At 73.1% G+C, this 25944-nt stretch carries 18 protein-coding genes; 11 read left to right on the plus strand and 7 right to left on the minus strand.

Features of this window, described 5'->3' with window-relative positions:
* Positions 1 to 64: 64 nt before the first annotated feature.
* Together ACXN5W_RS11950 and ACXN5W_RS11955 are read right to left on the minus strand one after the other, a co-directional pair.
* Entirely contained in the window at positions 65 to 5572 is a 5508-nt protein-coding gene (locus tag ACXN5W_RS11950) for an SCO7613 C-terminal domain-containing membrane protein (RefSeq protein ID WP_473158287.1), read from the minus strand.
* Between the two features lie 229 nt (positions 5573 to 5801).
* The gene (locus ACXN5W_RS11955; RefSeq protein WP_473158288.1) at positions 5802 to 7226 is read right to left on the minus strand and encodes a UDP-glucose dehydrogenase family protein; all 1425 of its coding nucleotides are present in this window, start codon (positions 7224 to 7226) and stop codon (positions 5802 to 5804) included.
* A 275-nt stretch (positions 7227 to 7501) separates the two neighbouring features.
* Between ACXN5W_RS11955 and ACXN5W_RS11960 the strand changes: the two genes are divergently transcribed.
* The 6 genes from ACXN5W_RS11960 (at position 7502) to ACXN5W_RS11985 (ending at position 13822) form a co-directional block, all read left to right on the plus strand.
* The gene (locus ACXN5W_RS11960) at positions 7502 to 8665 is read left to right on the plus strand and encodes an acyl-CoA dehydrogenase family protein (RefSeq protein WP_473158289.1); all 1164 of its coding nucleotides are present in this window, start codon (positions 7502 to 7504) and stop codon (positions 8663 to 8665) included.
* Positions 8666 to 8810: 145 nt separating this feature from the next.
* Positions 8811 to 11669, plus strand: coding sequence for a hypothetical protein (locus ACXN5W_RS11965; RefSeq protein WP_473158290.1), 2859 nt, complete (start codon positions 8811 to 8813; stop codon positions 11667 to 11669).
* Between the two features lie 152 nt (positions 11670 to 11821).
* Positions 11822 to 12559, plus strand: coding sequence for a lysostaphin resistance A-like protein (locus tag ACXN5W_RS11970; protein ID WP_473158291.1), 738 nt, complete (start codon positions 11822 to 11824; stop codon positions 12557 to 12559).
* A complete protein-coding gene (locus ACXN5W_RS11975; protein ID WP_473158292.1) occupies positions 12556 to 12711 on the plus strand; it encodes a hypothetical protein in 156 nt (51 codons plus the stop codon). The genes ACXN5W_RS11970 and ACXN5W_RS11975 overlap by 4 nt, the downstream gene beginning before the upstream one ends.
* Positions 12708 to 13472 carry a thioesterase II family protein gene (locus ACXN5W_RS11980; RefSeq protein ID WP_473158293.1) on the plus strand — a complete coding sequence of 255 codons (765 nt, stop codon included), beginning with the start codon at positions 12708 to 12710 and terminating at the stop codon, positions 13470 to 13472. Before ACXN5W_RS11975 ends, ACXN5W_RS11980 begins: the two co-directional genes overlap by 4 nt.
* Positions 13469 to 13822, plus strand: a complete 354-nt coding sequence (locus ACXN5W_RS11985) for a chorismate mutase (RefSeq protein ID WP_473158294.1) — start codon at positions 13469 to 13471, stop codon at positions 13820 to 13822. The genes ACXN5W_RS11980 and ACXN5W_RS11985 overlap by 4 nt, the downstream gene beginning before the upstream one ends.
* A gap of 70 nt (positions 13823 to 13892) precedes the next feature.
* Here the strand turns inward: ACXN5W_RS11985 and ACXN5W_RS11990 are convergent, their stop codons facing one another.
* Both ACXN5W_RS11990 and ACXN5W_RS11995 read right to left on the minus strand, forming a co-directional pair.
* Entirely contained in the window at positions 13893 to 14594 is a 702-nt protein-coding gene (locus ACXN5W_RS11990; RefSeq protein WP_473158295.1) for a hypothetical protein, read from the minus strand.
* A gap of 178 nt (positions 14595 to 14772) precedes the next feature.
* Entirely contained in the window at positions 14773 to 15486 is a 714-nt protein-coding gene (locus ACXN5W_RS11995) for a hypothetical protein (protein ID WP_473158296.1), read from the minus strand.
* Between the two features lie 281 nt (positions 15487 to 15767).
* Here ACXN5W_RS11995 and ACXN5W_RS12000 point away from each other — a divergent pair, with 281 nt between their 5' ends.
* Positions 15768 to 16304, plus strand: a complete 537-nt coding sequence (locus tag ACXN5W_RS12000) for an acyl-CoA thioesterase (RefSeq protein ID WP_473158297.1) — start codon at positions 15768 to 15770, stop codon at positions 16302 to 16304.
* 152 nt (positions 16305 to 16456) lie between these two features.
* Entirely contained in the window at positions 16457 to 18562 is a 2106-nt protein-coding gene (locus tag ACXN5W_RS12005) for an acetoacetate--CoA ligase (protein WP_473158298.1), read from the plus strand.
* 187 nt (positions 18563 to 18749) lie between these two features.
* Here the strand turns inward: ACXN5W_RS12005 and ACXN5W_RS12010 are convergent, their stop codons facing one another.
* Positions 18750 to 19442, minus strand: coding sequence for a TIGR03089 family protein (locus ACXN5W_RS12010; protein WP_473158299.1), 693 nt, complete (start codon positions 19440 to 19442; stop codon positions 18750 to 18752).
* A gap of 400 nt (positions 19443 to 19842) precedes the next feature.
* Here ACXN5W_RS12010 and ACXN5W_RS12015 point away from each other — a divergent pair, with 400 nt between their 5' ends.
* The 3 genes from ACXN5W_RS12015 (at position 19843) to ACXN5W_RS12025 (ending at position 23563) form a co-directional block, all read left to right on the plus strand.
* Positions 19843 to 20988, plus strand: a complete 1146-nt coding sequence (locus ACXN5W_RS12015) for a glycosyltransferase family 4 protein (RefSeq protein WP_473158300.1) — start codon at positions 19843 to 19845, stop codon at positions 20986 to 20988.
* 157 nt (positions 20989 to 21145) lie between these two features.
* Positions 21146 to 22246, plus strand: coding sequence for a mannose-1-phosphate guanylyltransferase (locus tag ACXN5W_RS12020; protein ID WP_473158301.1), 1101 nt, complete (start codon positions 21146 to 21148; stop codon positions 22244 to 22246).
* Between the two features lie 282 nt (positions 22247 to 22528).
* Positions 22529 to 23563, plus strand: coding sequence for a winged helix-turn-helix domain-containing protein (locus tag ACXN5W_RS12025; protein WP_473158302.1), 1035 nt, complete (start codon positions 22529 to 22531; stop codon positions 23561 to 23563).
* Positions 23564 to 23682: 119 nt separating this feature from the next.
* Here the strand turns inward: ACXN5W_RS12025 and ACXN5W_RS12030 are convergent, their stop codons facing one another.
* Both ACXN5W_RS12030 and cofD read right to left on the minus strand, forming a co-directional pair.
* Positions 23683 to 24942 (minus strand): coenzyme F420-0:L-glutamate ligase, encoded by a 1260-nt coding sequence (locus ACXN5W_RS12030; RefSeq protein ID WP_473158303.1) that lies wholly within the window; start codon positions 24940 to 24942, stop codon positions 23683 to 23685.
* The gene (cofD, locus tag ACXN5W_RS12035) at positions 24939 to 25886 is read right to left on the minus strand and encodes a 2-phospho-L-lactate transferase (protein ID WP_473158304.1); all 948 of its coding nucleotides are present in this window, start codon (positions 25884 to 25886) and stop codon (positions 24939 to 24941) included. Before cofD ends, ACXN5W_RS12030 begins: the two co-directional genes overlap by 4 nt.
* Positions 25887 to 25944: the final 58 nt, after the last annotated feature.

Genomic DNA, 25944 nt, shown 5'->3' on the forward strand with positions numbered 1-25944 from the left:
CTGGAGCGTTAACAAGGGCCCCCTGCTATCCGAAAAGCGATAACAGGGGGCCCTTCCTTTCAGCTCAGCGCATGCCGCGCAGGGCACCCCGGAGGCGTTCCTGGGTACGTCGGCGCCGCTCGTTGCCGGCGCCGAGCACCAGCAGCACGATGCCCAGCGGGATGAGCACCAGCCACGGGCCGTACACGGTGAGCGCGTGCAGCGCCGCGACCGCGGTGACCACGGCGCCGACCACCACCGGCGCCTGCTGGCGGCTGGTCGAGCCGAGGATCAGCACCCCGACCGCGCCGAGCAGCAGCAGCACCTGGCGCAGGCTGCTGGTGTCGCTGGTGAGCACGATGGCGAGGGTGGGCACGAAGGCGGCCACCAGGGCCGGCCCGTACGCGGCCCAACTGCTCAGCTGCGGGTGGTGGCGCAGTTCCAACACGCCGACCAGGAGCGCCAGCGCCGCGAACGGCAGGGTGTACGCCTCCGGCAACCCCACGTCGGAGATCCACATCAGCAACCACCAGGCGCTGATCTCGCAGGCCACTGCCGACCAGAACAGCGCCCGCCGCTCGACGGTCCCGCGCCCCGGCCGGCTGGCCGCCACGCCGATCACCGCGCCCCAGGCCGCCAGCAGCGCGGCGATGTGCCGGGGGGACTGGAACGCCAGGGCCAGCGCGATCAGCGCGGCGCCGTAACCGCTCCACTCCACCGTGGCCGCCTCCCGGACCGCCTCCGGGCGGCGCAGCCGGGGCAGTACCCGGGCCACCACCAGCAGCACCGCGCCGACCGCCAGCACCCCGAACGCCGACCAGTCCGGGGCGAGCCCGGCGACCAGCCCGACGGTGAGCACGAAGAGCTGGGCCATCACCGAGGCGAACAGCCAGCCGAGGATCCGGGCCGGCTGGCTCCGGCCGAACAGCGCGGCGGCAGCGCCCACTCCCACGGCGCTGCCCAGGGTGAACAGCGTGAGCTGCTGGGTGGCCAGGCTGCCGGCCAGTCCGGCGCCGCCGGCCGCCAGGCCGATGCCGAAGGTCAGCAGCCGGGCCACCCGCAGCGAGCGGGCCCGTTCCGCCGCCGGCGGGGGCGGGGTGAGCGCCAGCCCCAGCATGGCGATCGTGAAGACGGCCAGCGCCGCCATGGTGGCGTTCGGCCAGCCCATGCCGAGCGAGGTCGGCGTGATCAGCACGGTGATCGCCGCGCCGGGCAGCACCACCGGTACCGCTCGGGCCGGCCGGCCACCGAAGAAGCCGGTCGCACCCAGCGCCGCGGCCGCGGTCAGCAGCAGCGCCGCCAGCACGTTCGTCGGATCCACCACGTCGGGCGGCGGGGTGAGCAGCGACGGGGGCGGTCCGGCCCAGATCCGGCCGAGGACCCGGTACGGGGCGACGAGCGCGGTCACCAGGGCCGGCGCCACGGCCGCCACGGCCAGCGCGGCGGGTACGGCGGAAACCAGCAGGGCACCGACGGTGGGGCTGACCGACCACCGGTTGGCCGGCGGATCCGACAGCCCGCGCAGTCCGCCGCCGGCCAGCATCGACCACCGGGACCGGGACGGCGCGGTGGCGCCCGGGGGTGCGGTGGCGGCCCGCAGCAACTCGGCCAGGACGCCCAGCAGCGCGGTGGCCGCGGCGAACACCCCGAACGGCAGGTCGGTGAAGAGCGAGGCGGCGGCGGTCACCGTGGCCCCGCCGGCGATTCCCACGGTGGCGTACGGAAGGTACTCCCGGATCCGCCGCCGGGCCACCGCGACCACCGCGACGCCGAGACTGGAGCCGCCGAGGGCGGCGGTGAGCACCGTCTCGGCCGGCCAGCCGAGGTGCGCGGCGAGCGCGGCCAGCGCGCCGGGGAGGGCCAGCAGCGCGCCGCCGGTGGCCAGGCCGCCGATCTGGGCGAGGTGGACCGGCATGGCCGCGTCCCGGGTGGTGGCGTCGGCGTCGTCCTGCGGGTCGGGCTCGGCGGTCATCCGGCCGACCGTGCGGGCCAGCGCGGCCACCACCACGCCGAGCAGGCACAGCACCCCGAGGGCGGCCGCGGTGGTCCAGGGGCGGACCAGGCTGGTGCCGACGGCGTGCAGGGCGACACAACCGGCCAGCACGGCTCGGGCCAGGCCCGCCCGGGGATCGGCGGCGGCGACCGCCGAGACGGCGTACACCGTGGCGACCACCCCGCCGACCAGCATGGGCGACCACCAGGGCAGACCGAGCGCGGCCGGCGTGCCGATCGTGGCGAGGCCGGCGAAGACGGCCGCCACGTCGTACCCGCGTGGGCGGGGGAGCAGCACCGCGGCGGCGCCGGCCAGCAGGATCAGCGCGATCGGGGTCTGCCAACCCAGATCACCGGGCACGCCGGCGGACCAGGCGTCCAGGTCGGCCGACCAGATCCGGCCGGGGGTGGCGAGCACCCGTACCCCACCGACCAGCGCGGCGTATCCGGCCACCGCCGCGATGACCGCACCGGTCACCACCAGGCCCAGCAGGGGACCGCGACGCCAGTGCGGTGGCATGGCCCGGGCGGCGGCCGCGAGCAGCAGCACCAGAGCGGCCCCGGCGGCCAGGGTCGAGCCCGGCGCCAGGATCGCCGCGACCCGGGCCAGCGCCCCCACGCTGGCGGCCGTCGCCGCCGCCGCCGCGAAGTCGGGCCCGTCGAGCACCCGGTCCGCCCGCCGGCCGGCGTCGATCGACGGGGCGAGGACCAGCAGGACGGCCGCGATCAGCAGCGCGCCGCCGACCAGCGCGTCCGCCAGGGTGGCGCCCGGCGCGCCGAAGGCGGCGATGGAGACGGCGAGGGCGCCCAGCGCGGTGCCGATGGTCAGCGGTGCGCCGAGGTGCCGGTGGGCGACCTGCCGCAGCGCCGCGAAGCAGAGGGTTCCGCAGGCCGCGAGGAAGCTGGCCGCCAGCACCGTGAGGCTGGCCCGGGCCACCGCGTCGGGCGGCGGGGTCGCCCCGAGGGGCACGGCGGCGGCCACGAACCCGGCCGTCGCCCCCGGGATGGCGAACGCGGCGCCGCCGGCCGCCCAGTCCGCCACGATGCCCGCCGCCTGGCCCACCCGGATCGTCGAGGTGGCGGGCGCCAGCGCCACCAGTACGCCGGCGGCGGCGAGCACGCCCAGCACGGCGGCCGTGGAACCGGGCCGGGCCATGGCGGCGCCGGCGGCCCCCAGCCCCGTCACCCCGGCCGCCAGGGCGTGCGCCCGGGCCGCCCGGACGGTCTCGGCGGACAGCCCGGTCACGGCGATGCCGATCGCGGCCACCACGGCCGGCCAGGGCGCGGCGGTCCAGGACAGCCCCAGGGAGGCCGGCATGGCCAACGCGGTGACCGCCGCACCGGTGACCGCGAACTCGCGGCGCAGCTCCCGGGGCAGGGCGATGATCGCGGCGACGGTGAGCAGCCCGGCGGCGGCCGCCAGCTGCCAACCGGCCGAGCCGACGGCCGCGGCGAGCTGGTCCGGATAGCCGGACAGATCCGCCCGCCACGGCGGCAGGGAGGCCCGCACCGGCGCCAGCGCCGCTCGCGTGGCCGAGCCGGCGACGACGGCGCCGACCACCAGCAGGGCGAGCGCCGAGGCCAGCTGCGGGCCACGCCGGACGGATTCGGGCAGCGTGCGTACGCCCAGACCGGTCAGCGCGATGACGGCGGCGATCAGGACGAGCGAGCGGCCGGGCAGCGCCACCGCCGCGACCCTGCCGACCGCGCCCATGACCGCGAGCACGCACACGCCGGCGGCCACGTCCCGGGCCAGCGGCGAGCGCAACCCGGTCGCGCCGGCCAGCCCCACCGCGGCGGCCAGCAGCAGTACGACACCGGCGCGGACGGCTGCCGGCACCGTTGCGGCCGTGCTGAGGGCGGGCACGGCGTACCCGAGCGCGAGCAGCACGCTGAACGCGTGCAGGGCCCAGACCAGCTCCCGCAGCCACGGCGTCGGCGGGCCCGCTGCGACCGGCAGCCGGGAGCGGCGGCGGGTCGGCCCGGCCTCGGCGGTGACGATGGCGTCGGCCTCCTCACCGGCGGTCTCCGGCCGAGCCGACTGGGCCGCCCGCCCGGCTGGATCGACACCGTCCGGTCGGGGCGGGCCGGCCCGGTCCAGGTCGTCCAGGTCATCCAGGTCGAGGCCGGCCCGGTCGCGGGCGCCGTGGTCGCGGGGGTGCCGGTCGAGGTCGTCGAGGTCGGGTCCGTCGTGGTCGTCGAGGTCGGGTCCGTCGTGGTCGAGGCGGTCGTGGTCGAGGCGGCTGCGGTCCAGTCGGTCACGGGCGGGGGCCTCGTGGCCGAAGGGGTCGCGGCCGGGCTCCGCCGGCTCGGCGAGTGGTGCCGCGCGGCGTCCCGGCCAGGCCGCCGGGGTCAGCCGGCCATCCGGGGTGAGCAGCCGGTGCAGGTACAGGTCGAGGGCGGCCACCACGGCGAAGACCAGCGCCCAGCCGACCGGTCCGGTGATCCAGTTCGCCGCCAGCAGCGGCAGCACGGGTTGGACGGCCAGCGCGAAGCCGTACCGGGGTACGGACAGGCCGGTGGCGGCGTAACCCGCGGCCACCGCCGCGGTGGCGGCGAAGGTGAGTCCCGCGAAGACGCCCTCGGGCAGCCGACCGTGGACCGCGTCCATGGTCCACACCGCGTACCCGGTGAGTGGAACCAGCAGCAGGCCGACGGCGGCCAGCGTCTCGGCCGTGGAGGTGAGGCCGCGCCGGGCCACCAGGGGCGCGACGGCCAGCAGCCCGACCGTGGCCGCGGCCAGGATGGCGACCCGGCTCAGGTCCCCGAACGTGGTGATCGCGACCACCGCGAAGACCGCGGCGGCGATGCCCAGCAGCAGGCCACCGAGGCCGAGGTAGATGTTCTGCACCTCCCGCGAGGAGGCTTCCGGCTGGTGCGGCGGTGCCCCGTCGGCGGTGGCGGCCGGCTCGAACGGATCGGGGACCAGATCCCAGTCGTCCGGCGGTGGTGCACCCTGCCGGGGCACCCGGGGAACGGTCCGCCGGGGCGGCGCGGATCCGGCTCGGGTCGCGCCGGGCCCCGGCCGCCCCGGTTGCTCCGGTTGTGGCGGGGCGGACCTTGGCCGCCCCGTCGTGGTGGACCCCGGCTGTTCCGGCGTGGTGGATCGGGGCTGCGCCGTGGCGGTCGCCCCCGGGCGTGGTGCGGCGGAGGCCGTACCGGGGTCAGGGTTCGGGGTCGACCGGGTGGCTGCCCCGGCCGGCGGGTGCGGGGCGGCCGTACCGGTGGGGTCGGCGGGCCGCCCGTCGGTGGTCGGCGCCGCAGCGGCCCGGGCGGCGGTCGGTGGCGGGGTCGGTACGGCGGTCGACTGGCCCGGCCGGCGGTTGCCGCCACGGCGGAACCGGCGCGGCTTGGCGGCCTGCCGTCGCCGTTCCTCGCCAGCGTGCGCGAGGATGTCCCGCTGGAACATGGCCGCCTGGAGCTGCTGGGCGATCTGCTTCTGCTCGTTGCCGATCGCCACCTCGCGGGCCTTCATCTCGGCGATCGACCGTTCGATCCGGAGCAGATCGTCGCCCCTGACAACCTGCTCGGTCCCGCAGAACGGACAGCGTGGAACGGCCTCGATCATCCGGCCGCACGCGGGGCACTGATGGGTGCTCATGCCGGCACCTCCTTCGCGCGACCCTGTGTGGAACCGTTGACTACCCCCGAAGCATGCCCAAACCAGGCAACCGTTGAATAGCCCCAACGGGTGTGTCTCGGATAGGAAGATCACGCGAAGTCGAAACGGCCGCGGACCCGAACGGGTCCGCGGCCGTTCGCGGTTGGTCGGAGAGGCCCGCTACCAGCGAACCCTCCCGACCAACCGCTCAAGCACACACTGTCGCGGGTCAGGGACGACCCAGGCCCCGGTACTCCCAGCCCGCCTGGATCCAGGCGGCGGAGTCCAGGCAGTTCCGGCCGTCGACGACCCGCCGGCCGGCGGCCAGCTCACCGAGGGCAGCGGGGTCGGCGTTGCGGAAGTCGGCCCACTCGGTCAGCACGCAGACGAGGTCGGCCTCCCGGACGGCGTCGGCCATGCTCGCCTCGTACGTGAGGTCCGGCTGGGCCCGGCGGGCGTTGTCCATGCCCTGCGGGTCGTACACCCGCACGTCGGCACCGGCCTTGCGGAGCAGGGCGGCGACCGCCAGCGCCGGGGCGTCCCGGACATCGTCGGAGTTGGGCTTGAAAGTGGCGCCGAGCACGGCGATCCGGGTGCCGGACAGGTCCGGACCGGCCGGGCCGTACCGCCGGTTGAGCAGCTCGGCCGCGAGCTGGAGCACCCGGTTACGCCGCCGCAGGTTGATCAGGTCGACCTCGTGCAGGAACCGCAGCGCCTCGCCCGCGCCAAGCTCCTGGGCGCGGGCCTGGAACGCCCGGATGTCCTTCGGCAGGCAGCCGCCGCCGAAACCGACGCCGGCCTGGAGGAACCGGTTGCCGATCCGCGGGTCGTAGCCGATCGCGCGGGCGAGCTGGGTGACGTCGCCGCCGGCCACCTCGCAGACCTCGGCCATCGCGTTGATGAACGAGATCTTCGTGGCCAGGAACGCGTTCGCGGCGACCTTGACCAGTTCGGCCGTCGCGAAGTCGGTGACCACCAGCGGGACCTCCCGGTCCTCGGTGGCGGCGAGGTCGAAGACGCCCTTGTGTGCCGAGTACAGCATGGCGTTGGCCCACTCGGACTTGACGCCCACGACGATGCGGTTCGGCCGGAGCACGTCCTCGACGGCGAAGCCCTCCTGGAGGAACTCGGGGCTCCAGGCGACCTCGACACCCAGGTCATCCGGGGCGTGCTTGCCGACCAGCTGCTCGATCCACTCGGCGGTACCGACCGGCACGGTCGACTTGCCGACGATCAGGGCCTTGCGGGTCAGTTGCTGAGCGAGTCCGGTCACGGCCGTCTCGACGTAGGCCAGGTCGGCGCCCATTCCGTCGGCGCGCTGCGGGGTACCGACGCAGATGAAATGGACGTCGCCGAATTCGGCGGTCTCCGCGTACGACGTGCTGAACCGCAACCGGCCGGAGGCGAGGTTACGACGCAGCAGCTCGTCCAGGCCGGGCTCGTGGAACGGCACCTCACCGGCGGAAAGTCGGGAGATCTTGTCCTCGTCGACGTCGAACCCGATCACCTCGTAGCCGAGCTCGGCGAAGCAGATCGCGTACGTCGCACCCAGGTAACCGGTGCCCAGGAAGGTCAGCCGCGGACGGCTGGCGCCCGACGGCGGGGTGACCGTGCTGAGAGGTAGGGGTTGGGTGGTCGGATAGGGGATCGTCACGCCTGTTCTCCGCTCGCACTGGCGGCGCTTCCTTGCGTCGCAGCTGACTGCGGCGCCGCGGCCTCGGCACCGAAGAGGACATTACAGCTTCAATGTACGGCGATCTGCGGTTGTGTGATCTCGCTCATGCCGCACCGCAGGCCGCTGGCGGCGATAGTTGGTGAGCGTACGCCGCCAGGCCGCGACGGCAGAATCCGACCGGTATCCTCACCACGCCTACCGGCAGGAACCCGAACATACCGACGCGCGCCACATTCGCCAAGGGGAGGGCCACGATGACGACAGACCCGTCGTTCGACGCATATCGGCTGTCGGAGGAACACGACGCGATCCGGTCGGCCGTGCGCGAGGTGTGCGACGCGAAGGTGGCGCCAAATGCCGCCGAGGCGGACGAGACCGGCGAATTCCCCAAGGCGTCGTACGAGGCGTTGCGGGCCGCCGACTTCCACGCCCCGCACATCCCCGAGGAGTACGGCGGGGCCGGCGCGGACGCGCTGGCCACCGCGATCGTGATCGAGGAGGTGGCCCGCGCCTGCGCCGCCTCCTCACTGATCCCGGCGGTGAACAAACTGGGCACCATGCCGTTGCTGCTGGCCGGTTCGGCCGAACTCAAGCGACGCTATCTGCCAGCGGTCGCGAGCGGCGCGGCGATGTTCTCGTACTGCCTGTCCGAGCCGGAGGCCGGCAGCGACGCCGCGTCGATGACCACCCGGGCGGTGCGGGACGGCGACCACTACGTGCTCAACGGGGTCAAGCGGTGGATCACCAACGCCGGGGTCTCGGAGTTCTACACCGTGTTCGCGGTGACCGACCCGGCCGCGCGGTCGCGCGGCATCTCGGCCTTCGTGGTCGAGAAGTCCGACCCGGGGGTCAGTTTCGGAGCGCCGGAGAAGAAGCTCGGCATCAAGGGTTCGCCCACCCGCGAGGTCTACCTCGACAACGTCCGGATCCCGGCGGACCGCCTGATCGGCGAGCCGGGCACCGGTTTCGGCACCGCGATGCGGACCCTCGACCACACCCGGGTCACCATCGCCGCCCAGGCCGTCGGCATCGCGCAGGGCGCGCTCGATTACGCCAAGGGGTACGTGCGGGAACGCAAGCAGTTCGGCAAGCCGGTCGCCGAGTTCCAGGGCATTCAGTTCATGCTCGCCGACATGGGCATGAAGTTGGAGGCGGCGCGGCAGCTCACGTACGTGGCGGCGGGCAAGTCCGAGCGCGGCGACGCCGACCTGACGTACTTCGGCGCCACCGCCAAGTGCTTCGCCTCGGACGCCGCCATGGAGATCACCACCGACGCGGTCCAGTTGCTCGGCGGGTACGGCTACACCCGGGACTACCCGCTGGAACGGATGATGCGGGACGCCAAGATCACCCAGATCTACGAGGGCACCAACCAGGTGCAGCGGATCGTGATGGCCCGGCAACTGCTCAAGGACTGATTCGGACCAGCTGCGTCGCTTTTGTTTCTGTTGTGGACTTCCTGCCATCTCGCGTCGCCGTCCCCTACGGAGGGTGCCTCGCTCGTTACGATGACGCCCGTCGGCGTCGTTCGGGACGCCGCCACGGGGGAGGATGAACATCCACATGAGAAGAGTTGGAGCGGCCGTCCCGATGACGGTCCTCGCCGTCGTGGCAGCTGCGCTGACCACCGGCTCTCCGGCCTCGGCCGCCACCTCGTCCGAGGTGCCGCTGACGAGCTGGGCCTATCTCGACTCGGCGAGTCCACAAACGAAGGTAGTCGACGCGTCGGTGGCGCCGCCGGTCGGCACGTCCCGCGACGACGCCGGCCGGACGCACACCTACCGCTCCTACTTCACCTTCGACCTGACCGGGTTGAAGGGCACGGTCGTCCACAATTCGTACCTGTCGACGACCGAGCAGACGGTCGCGGACTGTTCCGCCCCGGCGACCATCGAGGTGTGGCGGACCCACCCGGTCAAGGACAACACCACCTGGCTGCGCCCGCCGGCAGAGCTAGAAAAGCTGTTGAGCGCCAAGCGGGGCGCGGGCGCCATCTACTGCCCGGGCTATCTGGGCCTGGACATGGTGGCCACGCTCAACGCGGCGCTAGGCCGGCACGAGAAGAGCATCACCCTGGAGTTCCGGGTCACCGCCGATCAGGAGAGCGACGCGCGCACCGGTCGTACCTTCGAGAAGCCGGAGCTCGGCGCGACCGTGAACCATCCGCCCACGGTGACGGACCTCCACCTGGCGTCTCCGGACCGCCCGTGTGGCACGCTGGCCAAGCCGTCGCCGGCGGCCCGGAACACGGTGTTCGCGGCCACCGCCAAGGACGTGGACGAGGGCGACTATCCGACCATGCTGTACGCGATCTGGCCGGTGGATCACCCCGATCAGCGTCGCGAGTTCCACGACTACTACGGCACCGACCTGAGCGAGTACGCCGACGGCACGGTCCTCGCCTGGCAGGCGCAGGCCAGCGACTACTACGACCAGGGTCCGTGGAGCAAGACCTGCTATCTCGTGATGGACAAGATCGCCCCGGCAAATCCGCCGATGGTCTCGTCGCGGACCTACCCCGAGGGCGACTCCCCGGGCGGCGGCACGGGCATCGAGGGGACGTTCCGGTTCGACGGGGCCGGCGACCGCGACGTGGTCGCCTTCGCCTGGCGTGACCCCATGGGGGCTTCCGGGAAGATTCCGGCCAAGCACCCGGGCGGCAAGGCGATCCTGAAGTACACCCCGAAGCTGCATTTCAGCAATGACCTCTATGTCACGTCGATCGACGCGGCAGGCAACCGTGGGCCCGAGAAGGACTACCGGTACCGGGTCGCCGAGACGGCACCGAACGCCAGTGTCATCGTGAACGGTGTCGGCCTGCCGAGCACGATCACGCTCGTCGCGTCGAAGCCCGAGACCACCGCGTTCGGGTACCAGCTCAAGGACGGCCCGGAGGTCCGCCTCCCGGCGGTCGACGGCAAGGCCACCGGCCCTGTCACGTTCACCGCCACCGGCACGATCGAGGTGGCCGTCCGGAGCTACACCAGGAACAAGCTGATCGGGCAGGAAACCCTGCGGGTCTGGGTCACTGACGCCCCCGGCGTGGAGTCGGCGGAGTTCAACCTGGACACCGACCAGGTCGCCGGCAAAACCGGCTCGTTCCGGTTCACCCCGCACAGCAACGATGTCGTCGCCTACCAGTACAACCTCAACGACGAGTGGAAGACCATTCCGGCGGCGGACGACGACACCGCCGTGCTGACCTGGACGGCAACGCCGGGCTGGCACGTGCTGACCGTCCGGTCGGTGGCCTCGGACGGCTCCACTTCGATGGAGACGACCTATCAGTTCAACATCATCGACCCGCGTCCGACCGCCTACGCCAATGGCCTGACCGACTCGCCGCGCCGGGACGGAGTCGGTGTGCCACTGGAGATCGAGTTTGAGAGCCGGCTACCGAACCTGACCGGCTTCGTCTACCGGTTCGACGGCGGCGCCGAGCAGACCGTGTCCAACGAGGGCAATCAGTACGCCCTCATCACGGTCACGCCGACGCACGCCGGCGACAACACGGTGGTCGTGCAGGCGCTGTTGCCGGACGGTACGCGATCGCCCGCCACCACCTACACGTTCGGCATCTGGTCCGGTCCCGTGGTCACGCACACGCCCGAGGGCAGCGGCACCGTCGGCCGGACCACGACGTTCACGTTCCACCCAGGGCTGCCGGATGTCGCCTCCTACCGGTACTCGTTGAACGGCGCCGACGAGCAGACGATCGCGGCCGGTCCCGACGGCACCGCAACGGTGACGTACACGCCGACCTCGTGGGGCTACAACGACGTGCGGGTCACGAGCATCGGTGCGGACGGCACCGAGTCGGATCCGCGGATCGAGCCCTTCGACGTCCGGGACAACAAGGTGTACGTGTACAGCACCTACGACTGGTCGCGGGTGGGAATCGGCTGGACCGGATACTTCTACTTCAACACCCAGCTCTTCGGCGAGGTGACCGAGTACCACTACCGCGTCAACGACGGCCCGGAGCAGATCCTGCCGGCGAGCACCGCGGGCACGTCGACGCGGGTCGCGGTGCCGTTCGACCGTAACGGCACGAACACGCTGCACGTACAGAGCCTGACGGCGGGCGGTGAACTCTCGCCCGTGACGGACTTCGACTTCACGGTCGGCACCGCGCCCTACGTCGTGAGCGCCCAGTATCCGAACGGCACCTGGTCGGGCGGTGGCGGCGTTCCCGGCACCTTCGAATTCAGCGGCGGCACGGCGGGCATCGTGTCCTTCTCCTGGCAGGTCGACGGCGGCCCGTCGACGGACGTGCCGGCGGACAGCCAGGGCAGGGCGTCGATCACTTACACCCCGGCGCAGAACTTCGAGTCGCACACCCTCTATGTGACCGGCCACAAGGGGGACGGCACGGACACCGATACCACCAGCTACAACATCTACGTGTCCAACGGCGCCTGACGACGCCCGCGATGCGTCCGGTCCGGTCCCTCTGGAGTCAGTGTCCGGGACACCAGAGGGACCGGGTCCATCGCGTCAAGGACCGCGCCGGTCGGTCACGAGCCGGTCGGTCACGGCTGTGCGAGCCGGTCGGCCACGAGTGCCGCGAGCCGGTGGCGGGTGCGGCGGCCGTGGTGGTCGCCGGGCTCCCCGCACCGTGGCTCAGGGAACACCCGTACCCGCTGGTGGCCTTTCTGGTGGTGCTCGTCGCCGTGCTGGCGACCGCCTGGTGGTCCGGTTCGGACCGGGCCTGGCGGATCGCGCTGACCGCGACGACCGTGCCGGCGTCGGTGCTCGTGCTCGGCAAGGGGATCTGGCCGGTCCCGCTGCTGCTCGCCGTCGCGGTGTGGTGGTTCGCCGGCCGCTACCTGCGGGCCGACCGGCCCGAGTGGCCACGGGCCGGGCGGCTCGGCGTGGACGTCGCGCTGCTGATGCTCGCCACCGCCGCGGTCAGCGCCGTCGCGCTGGCCGGCTGGGCTTGGCTCAGCGATCCGGACCCCGGGCCGTACCTGGGCGCGCTGCGCGATCGGCCGGCGATCGTCGCGCTGTTCGGCGTCCTCGCCTTCTCCCTGGCCAACTCGGTCGTGGAGGAGGCGGTGTTCCGTGGCGTGTTCCAGACGGAACTGACCGGCCTGCTTCCGGCCGCCGCGGCGATCGGGGTCCAGGCGGTGGGCTTCGGGCTGCTGCACCTGACCGGCTTTCCCTCCGGCTGGCTCGGTGTCCTGCTGGCCACGGTGTACGGCCTGCTGCTCGGGCTGATCCGACACCGGGCCGGCGGGATGCTCGCGCCCTATCTGACGCACGTACTGGCCGACTTGACGATCGGGGTTATCGCCATATGGATGCTGTGACCGTCCCACTCCAGTTGCCCGGACGGGAGGAGCGCTTCCTCGACGAGGCGTACCCCGATGTGTTCGTGGCGGCCGACCACCTGGCCGGCGACGCCGTGGCGGCCGACTTCATCGAGGCGGTCCGTACGGTCACGGCCGAGGTGTCGCGATGAACCGGTGGCTCGTGACGCCCGAGCCGGTCGCCGCCGCCGTCCGGCACCGGCTGGTCTGTTTCCCGCACGCCGGGGGCGGACCGCAGTTCTACCGGAGCTGGCGGTCACTGCTCCCGCCCTCGGTCAGGTTCGACATCGTGCACTATCCCGGGCGGGAATCCCGACTCAGCGAGCCGGTGTCGACCGACCTGGGGATAATCACCGACACCATCGCCGCCACGCTGGCCGCGACCGCGGAACCCGGGGTGCCGCTCGTATTGTTCGGGCACAGCATGGGCGCGTTCCTGGCCTGGGAGGTGGCCCGGCGGCTCGAACAGGACGCCGGTCCGCCGCCGGCCCGGCTCGTGGTCTCGGGTCGGCCCGGACCGGCCCGCGCGCCACTGGCGCCGCCGACGCCGCGCGCCGTCCGGACCGACGCGGAGATCCTCGCCTCGGTCCGCCGGCACGGCGGCACGGCCGAGGCGGTGCTGGCCGACCCCGACCTCTGGGACATGATGCTGGGAATCCTGCGCGAGGACTACCGGCTGGTCGACACCTACGTTCCGGACCCGACGGCGCGGGTCGCCGTACCCGTCTCGGCCATCGGTGGGGACCGGGACCCGGAGGTCGGCGTGGCCGACCTGACCGCCTGGAAGTCCGCCACCACCGGGCCGTTCGACTGGCGGATGTTCCCCGGCGGCCATTTCTATCTGGTGCCGGATCGTCAGGCCGTCGTCGACTTTCTCGTCGAAAAGGTGTCGACCATCCAGGAGAACGCATGAGTCAGACCCCCTCCACCGACCTGCCCGTCGACCTCCCGGGCCCGCCCTCGGATCCGGCGACCATCGACCGGCTGCGGCAGCGCATCGACGCCCTCGACGGCGAGCTGATCCGGCTCTGGCGGGAACGCGCGGCCGTCTCCCGGGCGGTGGGCGCGGCCCGGCTGGCGGCCGGCGGCACAAGGCTGGTGCTGGCCCGGGAGAACGAGATCGTGGACCGGTACCGCGAGGAACTCGGCCAGGACGGCGTCCCACTCGCCCTGCTGGTCCTGCGCGCCGGGCGTGGTGCCCTGATCGCGGACCCGGCCGCTGGCACAGCCGACCCGGCCGGCGGCATCGCTGGCCCCGGGTGAGCGGCCGAATCGGCCCGGATGGTCACCGGCACCGCCGACGGCATCGTCGGTCACTCCCGCCGGTAGATGGTCAGCTGGGCGGGGGAGTGACCCGACGTAACGGCATGAGCGCCTGGGTGAGGTCGGCGGTGTCCGCGTCCCGGCTCGGCTCGGCCGGCCGACCCGCCGGCGTACCAAAGGGTGGCCAGGTCAACCCCGGCGGTCGCCCGCCGTCCGGCGGCGTGCCCAGGCCGGACCAGGTCGGCCCCGACCCGAACGGTGGTGCGGTCAGCCCGGGTCCGCTCGGCCCGGACCCGAACGGGGCGGCGGGGGAGACCGGGGGTGCCTCGGTGACCCGGTCGGGCGGCGCGTACAGCGCGGGTACGCCGTCGAAGCGCCGCCATCGCCGGGTGCTCAACACGGTGGCCAGCAGCGGAAGCCCGAGGAGGACGGCGAACCCCTCGGCCGGCCGGATCAGCTCGGCGTCGAGGCCGTACGGCAGGTCGTGCATGGTGCGGCTGGCCAGCGCCGGGTAGCCGGCCACCCATCCGGCGGCCGACAGGTAGGCCAGGCCGGCCAGGGCGGGCCCGAGCGGGGACAGGCGACTCAGCAGCAGTGTGGCGAACAGGACAGCGGCCAGGAGGAGCGCGCCGAGCCCGACCAGCCGGTCGAGGCCGATCACCCCGTCGGCCTGCGCGCCGGCACGGCCGTACGAGACCAGGCCGTAGCCGGCCAGCAGCCACACCGCCGGCGCGAGGATCAGGGACAGCAGGACCGAGTTGACATGTCGCATCGGGTTCCCCCCGCGAGTTGCCTAGGGGAAACACTACGCCCAGTGATCGGCATATTGGCTGATTGTGACGTAACAGTTGTCGGAAGTCGGCCTGCACCGACCGGTCGAGCACCTGCGGGAAGGTTAGGAAGGGACCCCTCCTATACCGAAAGCGATAAGAAGGTGCCCCTCCTTTCCGTCAGTGGCTCGCGCCGTCCTGGCGGGTCGACCGGGGTGGCTTGGACCAGGGTGAGCCGGACTCCCGTCGGGGTGGTGGCGCGGATCCGCCGTCCGGTCCGGGATATCCCAGGCTCATCGGCGCGGTGTCCGGCTCGCCAGTGGGCGCGCGTAGCAACGACCAGTCCACCGTGGGCTCCTCATCGGACGCCGCACCCGGAGTGGACCGGGCGTCTCCGGTCGGCCCGGCGGGTCCGGCGCCGCCGGCAGGTCCGGTCGCCGACGCCCGACCGTCGAGACTCGACCCAGCCACCGGCCAGCGCCGCCAGCGTTGCATGCTGAACGTCGCCATCAGCAGCAGCATGCCGATCAGCAGGACCGTGCCGTTCTGCACCGGCAGGCGCAGCGGCAACGGGTCGCCGAGCATCCGCCACCCGGTGGGGATGCGGTCCAGCACCGAGAAGGGCTGGACGAACAGGCCCACGTACGGGGCGACCAGCAGCAGTCCGGCCACCAGCGGACCGAGCGGCGAGATCCGGAGGGTCGCCAGCAGGCCGAGTGCCAGGCCGCCGACGGCCAGGTAAACGGTCGGCTCGATCAGGTTCGCCACGTTGTAGGTGCCGGCCTCGGTCCACCGGTCGACGGTCGACGCCGACCCCTGCTGGCCGAGAGCGAGCAGGATCCAGGCCACCGGGGCGGCCACCATGCCGGCGAGGAAGCTCCAGAGATGTCGCATCCGCGCACCGTACCGTCTCGGGCCGGTCCGACCCAGCACGAGCATCGACCATCGTGGTCACCCCCGACCCGGCGGTCCGGACCGGCGGGATTCTCCGGCAGCCCGAGCCGGGCGGACCGGGTCGGGCGGACCGAGCCGGGCATACCGGCCAGGGCGGACCGGGTCGGGCGGACCGGGTCGGGCGGACGCGTCAGTCGTGGCTCCGGCCGGCGGAGCGGCGCAGGTCACCTGGTCATCGGCGCGTCGTTCGGGGCCGGCCGGTACGCCGTAGCGTCTCGACCGTGACTGAGCACAATGGCGGCGCGGAGCCGGGCGCGGCTCCGACCGGAAAGCCCACCTCGTACTCGCGGGTGACCCTGAGCCGGATCATGACGGCCGTCGACGTCAACCTGTACGGCACCGTGCACGGCGGCGTGTTGATGAAGTTCATCGACGACGTGGCGGGTGCTGCGGCGGCCCGGCACAGCGGCGGTACCGCCGTCACCGCCGCGATCGACGAGATCGTCTTCTCCGACCCGGTCCGGGTGGGTGATCTGGTACACGCGCACGCCCAGGTCAACTGGACCGGTCGTACCTCCATGGAGGTGGGCGTCCGGGTCGTCGCGGAGCGGTGGGACACCGCCGAGGAGAAGCCGGTTCGGGTGGCCACCGCGTACCTCGTGTTCGTCGGGGTGGACGTGGCCGGCGGCCCCCGGGAGGTGCGACCGGTGCTGCCGGAGACGGAACAGGACGCCCGGCGGTTCCGGGAGGCGGAGATCCGCCGGGCGCACCGGCTGGCCCGGCGGCAGGCCATCCAGCGGCATCGCGCCACGCCGTGACGGCCCCCGGCCGCGAGGTGTACGCCAGGTACCTGAACCGGCGGGGTTGAGGTACCTGGCGTACACCTCAGCGAGCCTGCCGCGGCAGGTACGGCAAGATGGCGGCGGGTCCGGCACAGTGTGGTACCGGCCCGGTGGAAGGGGTGGTACAGGTGGCTGACGTGCTGTGGGCGCCGTCCGAGGAGATCCGCGAGCGATCCCGGATCGGCCACTACCTGGGCTGGCTGCGCGACGAACGTGGGCTGGTCTTCGCCTCGTACAACGAGCTGTGGCGGTGGTCGGTCACCGATCTTGACGCCTTCTGGCGGTCGATCTGGGACTACTTCGACGTCATCGCCCACACCCCGCCCGAGCGGACTCTGAGCGGCGACACCATGCCCGGGGTCCGGTGGTTCCCGGGCGCCACCCTGAACTACGCCGAGAACGTGCTGCGGATGCCGGGCATCGCCGACGACGAGCCGGCGGTCATCGCGTACAGCCAGAGCCGGGAGCCGGTCACGCTGACCGCCAGCGAACTGCGCGACCAGGTCCGCCGGGTGCGGGCCGGACTGCGCCGGCTCGGCGTCCGTCCCGGGGACCGCGTCGCCGCGTACGCGCCGAACATCCCCGAGACGTACGTGCTGATGCTGGCCTCCGCGAGCCTCGGGGCGATCTTCTCCTCCTGCGCCCCCGAGTTCGGTACCCGCAGCGTCACGGACCGGTGGCGGCAGATCGAGCCGACCGTGCTGGTGGCGGTCGACGGCTACCGGTACGGCGACAAACCGGTCGACCGGCACGCCGAGGTGGCCGCCATCCGGGCCGCGCTGCCGTCGCTGCGGCACACCGTGCTGCTGCCGTACCTCGATCCGGCGGCCCGACCATCCGACGGCGCCGCACCGGCCGACGGCGCCGGGCCATCCGACGGCGCCGGGCCGGCCGACGGCGCCGGGCCGGCCGACGGCGCTGTTGCGGCCCACGGCGCCGGGTCGTACGGCGGTGCCGTGCCGTGGTCGGAGCTGGCGGCGCCGACCGACGAGCCGCTGGGGTTCGAGCCGGTGCCGTTCGACCACCCGCTGTACGTGCTCTACTCCTCGGGTACCACCGGGCTGCCCAAGCCGATCGTGCACGGGCACGGCGGGATCCTGCTGGAACACCTCAAGATGCTGGCCCTGCACCACGACCTGGGCCCGGGCGACCGGTTCTTCTGGTTCTCCACCACCGGGTGGATGATGTGGAACTTCCTGGCCTCCGGGCCGGCGGTCGGCACGGCGATCGTGCTGTTCGACGGCAACCCCGGGGTCCGGGTGGAGCCCGGCCGACCGGCCGAGTCCGACCTGGGCGCCCTGTGGCGGATGGCCGCCGACACCGGGGTCAGCTACTTCGGCACCTCCGCGCCCTTCCTGCTGGCCTGTCGCAAGGCCGGGCTGCGGCCCCGGGATCTGGTGGACACCTCGGCGCTGCGCGGGCTGGGTTCGACCGGCGCGCCACTGCCCGCCGAGGGCTTCACCTGGGTGTACGAGGCGGTCAGCGACACCGTCCAACTCCAGTCGCTGTCCGGTGGCACCGATGTGTGTACCGGCTTCGTGGGCGGGGTGCCGCTGCTGCCGGTACGGGCCGGCGAGATCACCTGCCGATGCCTGGGCGCGAGGGTGGAGGCACGATCGGCGGACGGTACGCCGGTGATCGACCAGCTCGGTGAGCTGGTGATCACCGCGCCGATGCCCAGCATGCCGGTCGGATTCTGGAACGATCCGGACGGGCGGCGCTACCGCGAGGCGTACTTCGACGTCTATCCCGGGGTGTGGCGGCACGGTGACTGGATCACCATCAACGAGCATGGCGGGTGTGTGATCACCGGCCGGTCGGACGCCACGCTGAACCGGGGCGGCGTCCGGCTCGGCACCGCCGAGTTCTACTCCGTGGTGGAGGGGCTGGACGAGGTCGTCGACTCGGTGGTCGTGCACCTGGAGGACGCCGAGGGCGGCGCCGGGGAGTTGCTGCTGTTCGTGGTGCTGGCCGACGGGCTGGAACTGGGCGACGCGCTGCGCGCGAAGATCGTCCGGGAGCTGCGGACCGCGCTGTCCCCCCGGCACGTACCCGACGAGATCCACCAGGTACGCGCGGTCCCCCGGACCCTGTCGGCGAAGAAGCTGGAGGTCCCGGTGAAGAAGATCCTCACCGGTACGCCGGTGGACTCGGCGGCCGCCACCGGCGCGCTGGCCAACCCCGAGTCCCTGATCGCCTTCGAACGCTTCGCCCAACGCCGCATGACCCGCTGACACGGGTAAGGAAGGGCACCTTGTTATCGCTTTTCGTATAGCAGGGGGCCCCTCTTAACGCCTGCCCTCGTTGCGCATCGGCCTGAACGCGCCGCCTGGCGTGCCCGCGCCGTGGTCGGTGGTCGGTGGTCGGTGGTCGCTGGTCGGTGGCTGGTGGTCGGTGGGCTCCAGCCCTGACCCGGCACGGTCAGTCGACGGTGCGGGTGACCCGTTCGGCGGCGATCCGGTCGGCCAGCCGGGCCGGGTCGAGGTGGGCGCAGAGCACCACGCTGGCCCCGGCGGCCAGCGGGGCGAGCAGCCAGTCCACCGGGTCGGCGTGCCGGGCCGTGTCGAGCAGGACCCGGTCGCCCGAGGTCAGGCCCAGTTCCGTGGCGCGCCGGGCGGCCGATCCGACGAGTTCACTGTCCGGCGTCCCGATGCCGGGGGGCGGGGCGAACGAATCGCCCTGGCCGCGTACCTCGATCACGTAGTCCGCGAAACCCGGCGGCACCGTCCGCATCGGCGCGGCGAGCGGGGCCAGGGCCAGGGCGTACCGGTCGCCGGCGGGCCAGTCGGCGGCCTCGCCCAACCGGTCGGCGGCGGCGAACAGCACGTCCACCGGCTCGGGCGGGCCGGCGCACACCGACAGTCCGGCCGACCAGCAGCCGAACAGCACCGCGGCGGTCTGCCAGTGCGGGGGCAGCAGCACGGCGGCGCGATCTCCGGGCGTCAGGCCCGCGTCGTCCACCAGCAGGTTCGCGGTCTTGGCCACCCAGTTGGCCAGCGTCGCACCGGACAGTTCGGTGCGTTCACCGGTGGCATCGTCGTACCAGGTCAACAGCGGTCGGGTCGGATCGGCCGCGACCGCGGCGGCGAGGATCCGGGCAAGGTTCTCGGCCATCGCGGCGACGATACCGGTCCGCGCCGGCCCGGACCGGCCGCCCGCGCCGGCCATCGCCACGGGATCTGACCGGCCGCCCGCGCGGGCCATCGCCGCGGGATCTGACCGGCCGCCGGGGCAGCGTAGCGAAGATCTCACCGGTCCGGCCAAGCGCCAGGAAACGTTAGGAGGGGACCCTTTCTATACGGAAAGCGATAACAAGGGGCCCTTCCTTTCACCGCTCGGTGATCCGGGATTTGCGTCGGGTGACGGACGCGCCGGGTGTCGGGTCGCGGTCGGCGCCCCGGCCGGCGGCCGGCGTAGGCTTGGCCCGAGTGTCGTTGCCCACAGTCGACGTCCGGCGGGGCGGTGCTCGCCGTACCTGTCGTGACCTCGACCCCGCCAAGCGAGGAGTTGCCCCGTGACCGCCGGTCGCCCACCGCGTGTCCTCATCGACGCCACGAGTGTCCCCGCCGACCGGGGTGGCGTGGGTAGATACGTCGACGGCCTGCTGGGCGCCCTGGGCCGGACCGCGAGGTCGGCCGTGGACCTGGTCGTGGTGGGCCTGCGAACCGACGCTGAGCGGTACGCGCGGATGCTGCCCGATGCGGAGGTGCTGCCCGCGCCGGCCGCCGTGGCGCACCGGCCGGCCCGGCTGGCGTGGGAGCAGACCGGCCTGCCGCTGCTGGCCCAGCAGGTGGGGGCCGACGTCCTGCACTCGCCCTTCTACACCTGTCCGTTACGCGCTGGATGTCCGGTGACCGTCACGGTCCACGACGCCACCTTCTTCACCGAACCCGAGCACTACGACAAGTCCCGCCGGACGTTCTTCCGGAGTGCGATCAAGACGTCGCTGCGCCGGGCCGATCGGGTGATCGTGCCGAGCAAGGCGACCCGGGACGAGTTGATCAGGCTGCTCGACGCGGACCCGACCCGCATCGACGTGGCCTACCACGGCGTCGACCAGGCGGCCTTCCACGCGCCGACCGAGGAGGAGAAGGCCAGGGTACGGGCCCGGCTCGGCCTCGGCAGCGGCAGCTACGTGGCGTTCCTCGGCGCCAAGGAGCCCCGCAAGAACGTGCCGAACCTGATCCGGGGTTGGGTGCTGGCCGTCGCCGACCGGGAGAACCCGCCGGCCCTGGTGATCGCCGGCGGCCAGGGACATGACGACGACATCGACCGCGCGGTCGCCGACGTGCCGGGCCACCTGCGGCTGCTCCGTCCCGGCTATCTGCGGTACGCGGACCTGCCCGGGTTCCTCGGCGGCGCGCTGGTGGCCGCGTACCCGTCGTACGGCGAGGGCTTCGGTCTGCCGATCCTGGAGGCCATGGCCTGCGCGGCCCCGGTGTTGACCACCCCGCGGCTGTCGCTGCCCGAAGTCGGCGGGGACGCGGTGGCCTACACCAGTGAGGTGCCGGAGCAGATCGGTACGGACCTGGCGGCCCTGCTCGACGACGAACCTCGCCGGCTGTCGCTGGCCAAGGCGGGCTTCGACCGGGCCAAGGAGTTCACCTGGGAGTCCAGTGCCGAGGTACACGTGGCCGCCTGGAGCCGAGCCCGGGGTTGACCTCCGCGGGGAGCCGTGGCGCGACCGGGTTGTCCGCCGCGCCCGGCCGATGCGTTAAGAAGGGCCCCTTCCTATACAAAAGGCGATAACAAGGGGCCCTTCCTTACAAGGCGGCGTCGGAACTTGGCGGTGTCGGGCCGTCCGGCATGATGGTCGGATGCTCTACGCAGTGATCCTCGCCGGCGGGACCGGTACCCGGCTCTGGCCGCTGTCGCGCGCCGGCCACCCGAAGTTCCTCCATCCGCTGACCGGCACGGAGTCCTCGCTTCTCCAGGTGACCGCGGAGCGGCTCGGCCCGCTGGCGAAGCCGGAACGCACCATGGTGGTCACCGGGGCGGCCCACGCCGCGGCCGTGGCCCGGCAGCTACCCGGCCTGCCGGCGGAGAACATCCTGGTCGAGCCCTCCCCCCGGGACTCCTGCGCGGCGGTGGCGCTGGCCGCCGCCATGATCGCCGAACGCGACCCGTCCGCGGTGATGGGCTCGTTCGCCGCCGACCATCTGGTCGGCCGGCCGGACCGGTTCGCCGACGCCATCCGGTACGCGGCGGAGGGTGCGGAGCAGGGCCTGTTGATGACCGTCGGCATCACGCCGACCCGGCCGGAGACGGGCTACGGCTATCTGCAGTGTGGCGATCTCATCGATTCCGGGCCGCTGCGTCGGGTGGCGGAGTTCAAGGAGAAGCCGGCGGTCGAGGTCGCCGAGACGTACGTGGCGTCCGGGCGGCACCTGTGGAACGCCGGCATGTTCGTCTGGCGGGTGGACGCGTTCCTCGCCGAGCTGGCCCGTCAGCAGCCGGTGTTGCACGACGGTGTCACCGCGATCGCCCGGGCCTGGGGTACCCCGGGCCAGGACGAGGCGCTGGGCGCCATCTGGCCCACCCTGCCCAAGATCTCGGTCGACTACGCGGTGATGGAGGGCGCTGCGGCGGTGGGCAAGGTGGCGACGGTCGCCGGTGACTTCGGCTGGACCGATGTGGGTGACTTCCACACGCTCGGGGACGTCCTGCCCGCCGACGGTGACCGGAACGTGGTGCTGGGTGCCGAGGCCGCCGGGGAGAAGCCGGGCGTGTTGCTGCGGGACAGCACGGGGCTGATCGTGGTTCCCCGGTCCGGCCGGTTGGTGGCAGCCCTGGGCGTGCATGACCTGATCGTGGTGGACACCGACGACGCGGTGCTGATCTGCCCGCGCGACCGGGCCCAGGACGTGAAGCGGCTGGTCGACGACCTGAAGGAGCGGGACCAGCACGATCTCGTCTGAGCGTGTCCGGACCGCGTTGGCCGCCCGGTGGACCGAACGGGCGGCCACCTCCACGGACCCGGGTCCGCGGACCCTCGTGGTGACCGCCCGAACGGCGTTCCTCCCCAGGACACGCACTTCTCCAAGACGCCGCGACCTGAGCCCCGGCACAGCGAGCATGCCGGCTGGCGCTCCGGTACGTCGAGGTTTTTCAGCCCTCGCTGAAACACGGGCGGAAAGTTGCGGCCAGGTACAGTGCGAAGTGCCGTCGGGTAGGAAGCCCACGATCGCCAGGAGCGCTCGGTGCTGAGAATCCACTTCTCCAGCGAGGACGTGGCCCGGACCCGGGTCGCGGCCAGCGCGGACCCGCTCTGGGAGCTGGTCCTCAGCCTGCACCTGCTACAGGCCCGGAATCCGGACCCCGCCGTCGCCGGGTGGCGGCGGGAGGTCACCGAAGGGCTGCGCCGTGATCGGGCCGCGGCCCGGTTCCAACTGCTGTTCGCACTCAATCCGCCGCGCGGCTACTTCCCGGACTTCCTCACCCCGCAGGAGAGCCGGCAGGGTGTCGAGGCGGGTCTGGACGCGGTCCGGTCCACGCCGGTGCCCCGGCTGCACCGGGACCTCACGGTGTTCGCCGCGGACAACCGGCTGCCCAGCCCGGCCAGTGCTCTGGCCCGGGGTGAGCCGGAGGCGCTGCGCAACCTGACCGATTCGATGGAGCACTACCGGGCGCTGGCCATCACCCCGTACTGGCACCGGGTGGCCGCCGCGGTCGAGGCCGACCGGGGCCGCCGGGCCCGTGCCCTGTTGGACGGTGGTACGGAGGCGCTGTTGGACAGTCTGCGTCCGGCGATGCGCTGGCAACCGGGCATGCTGGAGGTGCCCGACTATCCGGCCGACCGCGAGTTGCACCTGCGGGGTCGGGGGCTGCTGCTGGTCCCCTCCTTCTTCTGCTCCCGGGCGCCGGTCGCGCTGCTCGACCCCACGCTGCCGCCGGTGCTGGTCTATCCGGTCGACCGGCTCGGCGGACTGGTGCCGGTCGCCCGGGACGGCGCGGGTGGGATCGCCGGGATGCCCGGTGCGACCGTGCCCGGCGGCGCAGCGGGCGGCCGGGAAGCGTTGGCGGCCCTGCTCGGCCGCACCCGGGCCAGCGTCCTCGCGGTGATCGACGACGGCTGCTCGACCGGCGAGGTGGCTCGGCGGTTGCAGATCTCACCGGCCGCCGCCAGCCAGCACACGTCGGTACTGCGTAACGCCGGGCTGCTGGTCAGCCAGCGGGACCGCAACACCGTGCTGCACATGCTCACCCCGCTGGGCCGGGCCATGTTGCGGCAGTGACCCGACCGGCGGGAGCCGCCCCGACCGGTGCCGATCCTCGGGAAGCGGCCCCGGTTCCGATCATCGTGTTGGTCACCCCTCCGGGCGGGGTGACGTCTGTCACCTGATCGGGTCCTGCCTCAGATGGCCAGCATGGCCGGGCCGTCCGGCGGCAGCACCAGGGCCGAGTCGACGCCCTCGGCGGCCAGCACGGCGCGTAGCCGGTGCAGGTCCGCCCCGAACCTGATCAGTGTCGCCGCGCCGCGCCCGCCGGGGTGCCGGGCCACGATCACGCCGCTGGATCCGGCCGGCCAGTCCGGTACGGCGGCCGTCAGCGCGGCGCGTACGGCCGGGTCGGTGACCGGCTCGAACTCGGTGCCCGGCGCGATCACCGGGGCCACCGCGGCGATCGCCCGGCGGACCGCCGCCGGGTCCGCACCCGCCGCTCCCGGCCCGGCTTCCCGGCCCGCGCCCGGCTCAGCCCCGCCCGGTCCTGCCCCGCCCGGCCCGGTCCCGCCTGGCCCGGTCATGCCTGGCCCGGCCTCCCGGCCCGTCGAGGGCCCGTCCGGCCCGCTCGCCGACGGGCTTTCCGTGGCCAGTTCGGCCCGGTGGTCGTCACCGGCCGGGAGGGTCGAGTTCGCGAGCGTGCCGGCCGCGTGGAGGCCCTCGGCGCGGGCCTCGGCGGTACCGAGGGCGAACAGATCGAGTTCGGCGTTGCGGACCAGCGCCGCGGCGCCGGCACCGTCGCCCGGGTCGGCCGCCGTCAGGTAGCCCCGGACGACGGCCACCGGGACCTGGTCGACCTTGCCCTTGACGAGTTCGCCGGCGCCGGCCAGCTCGTCGATGACCGCCATCTGGGTGATGCTGAGCTGGTTGCCGTACGGGTCGACCGAGCCCCGGTGGTCGCGGAGGGCGTCGATGCCGGCGGCGCCCAGCGCCACATCGGTCAACCCGGTACGCCACGGCCGGCCCATGGTGTCCGAGATGATCACGGCGACGTCGGCGCCGTGCCGCTCGCGGAGCGCCGCCCGCAGTGCACGGGCCGATCCGTCCGGGTCCTTGGGCAGCAGCACCAGCCGGGAGCGATCCACGTTGGACGCGTCGATGCCGGCGGACGCCATCACGAACCCGTGGTGGGTCTGCACGATCCGGGTCGGCCCACGCCGGGCCACCGGCCGGGCGGTCTCGGCCGCGAGGACGTCGTCCCGCGCCGTCGACCGGTCCGGTTCGTCGGTCGGTACGGTCACCAGCTGACCCTCGGCCTTGGAGACGATCTTGCTGGTCACCACGAGGACGTCGCCGTCCCGCAACCAGGGCGCGGCGTGCGTGATCAGCTCGGCCAGGTCGTCGCCCTCGCGTACGTCGCCGATACCGAGCACCGGCAGGATCTCCAGCTTCACCGCAGCTCCAATGCGGCGCTCACCATGGCGGCCGTCGCCGTCTCGTCGGTCATCCACAGCGGTGCGCCGCCGACCGTCAGCCCCGGCACCGTCGCCGCGCCGTCCACGGGGTCCACCAGCCACCCGTCGAGCAGGCCGCCGTCCCGCCGGGCACCGTACATCCGGCCCACCGCCTCGGCGGTACACGGCACGTCGATCGCGGCGAGACAGCGGTCGGCCATTCCGCGTACCGGACGGTCACCGATGATCGGCGAGACGCCCAGCACCGGTGCCCGGCCGCCGACCACCGCCTCGCGCAGCCCGGGGACCGCCAGGATGGGTGCGATGCTCACCACCGGGTTGCTCGGCGCCACCAGGATCACGTCGGCCGAGTCGAGCGCGTCGAGCACGCCGGCCGCCGGCTTGGCCGACTCGGCCCCGACGAAGACGAACCGGTGCGTCGGCAGCGCTCCCCGGTGTCGTACCCACCATTCCTGGAAGTGGATGGCCCGCCGGCCGTCGTCGAGGTCCACCACGACGTGCGTCTCCAGCCGGTCGTCGGTGGCCGGCAGCAGCCGTACGCCGGGCTGCCAGCGCGCACACAGCGCCTCGGTGACCGCCGACAGCGGGTAGCCGGCATCCAGCATGGTGGTCCGGACCAGATGGGTGGCCAGGTCGCGGTCGCCCAGGCCGAACCAGGTCGGCTCGGCGCCGTACGCCGCCAGCTCCTCCTTGACCGTCCAGGTCTCGCCGACGCGCCCCCAGCCCCGCTCGGGGTCGGCGCCGCCGCCCAGGTGGTACATCACGCTGTCCAGGTCGGGGCAGATCCGCAGGCCGTGCAGCCGGATGTCGTCGCCGACGTTCACCACGGCGGTGACCTCGGCGCCGACCTCGCGCGCGTACGCCCGGACGCCCGCCAGGAACCGAGCTCCGCCGATGCCCCCCGCCAGTACCACGATGTGCATGGTCACTATCCTGACGCACCCGCGTCCGGACGGCGGGGGGCGGCCCCACAGACTTTGA

Source organism: Plantactinospora sp. A48 (assembly GCF_055793945.1).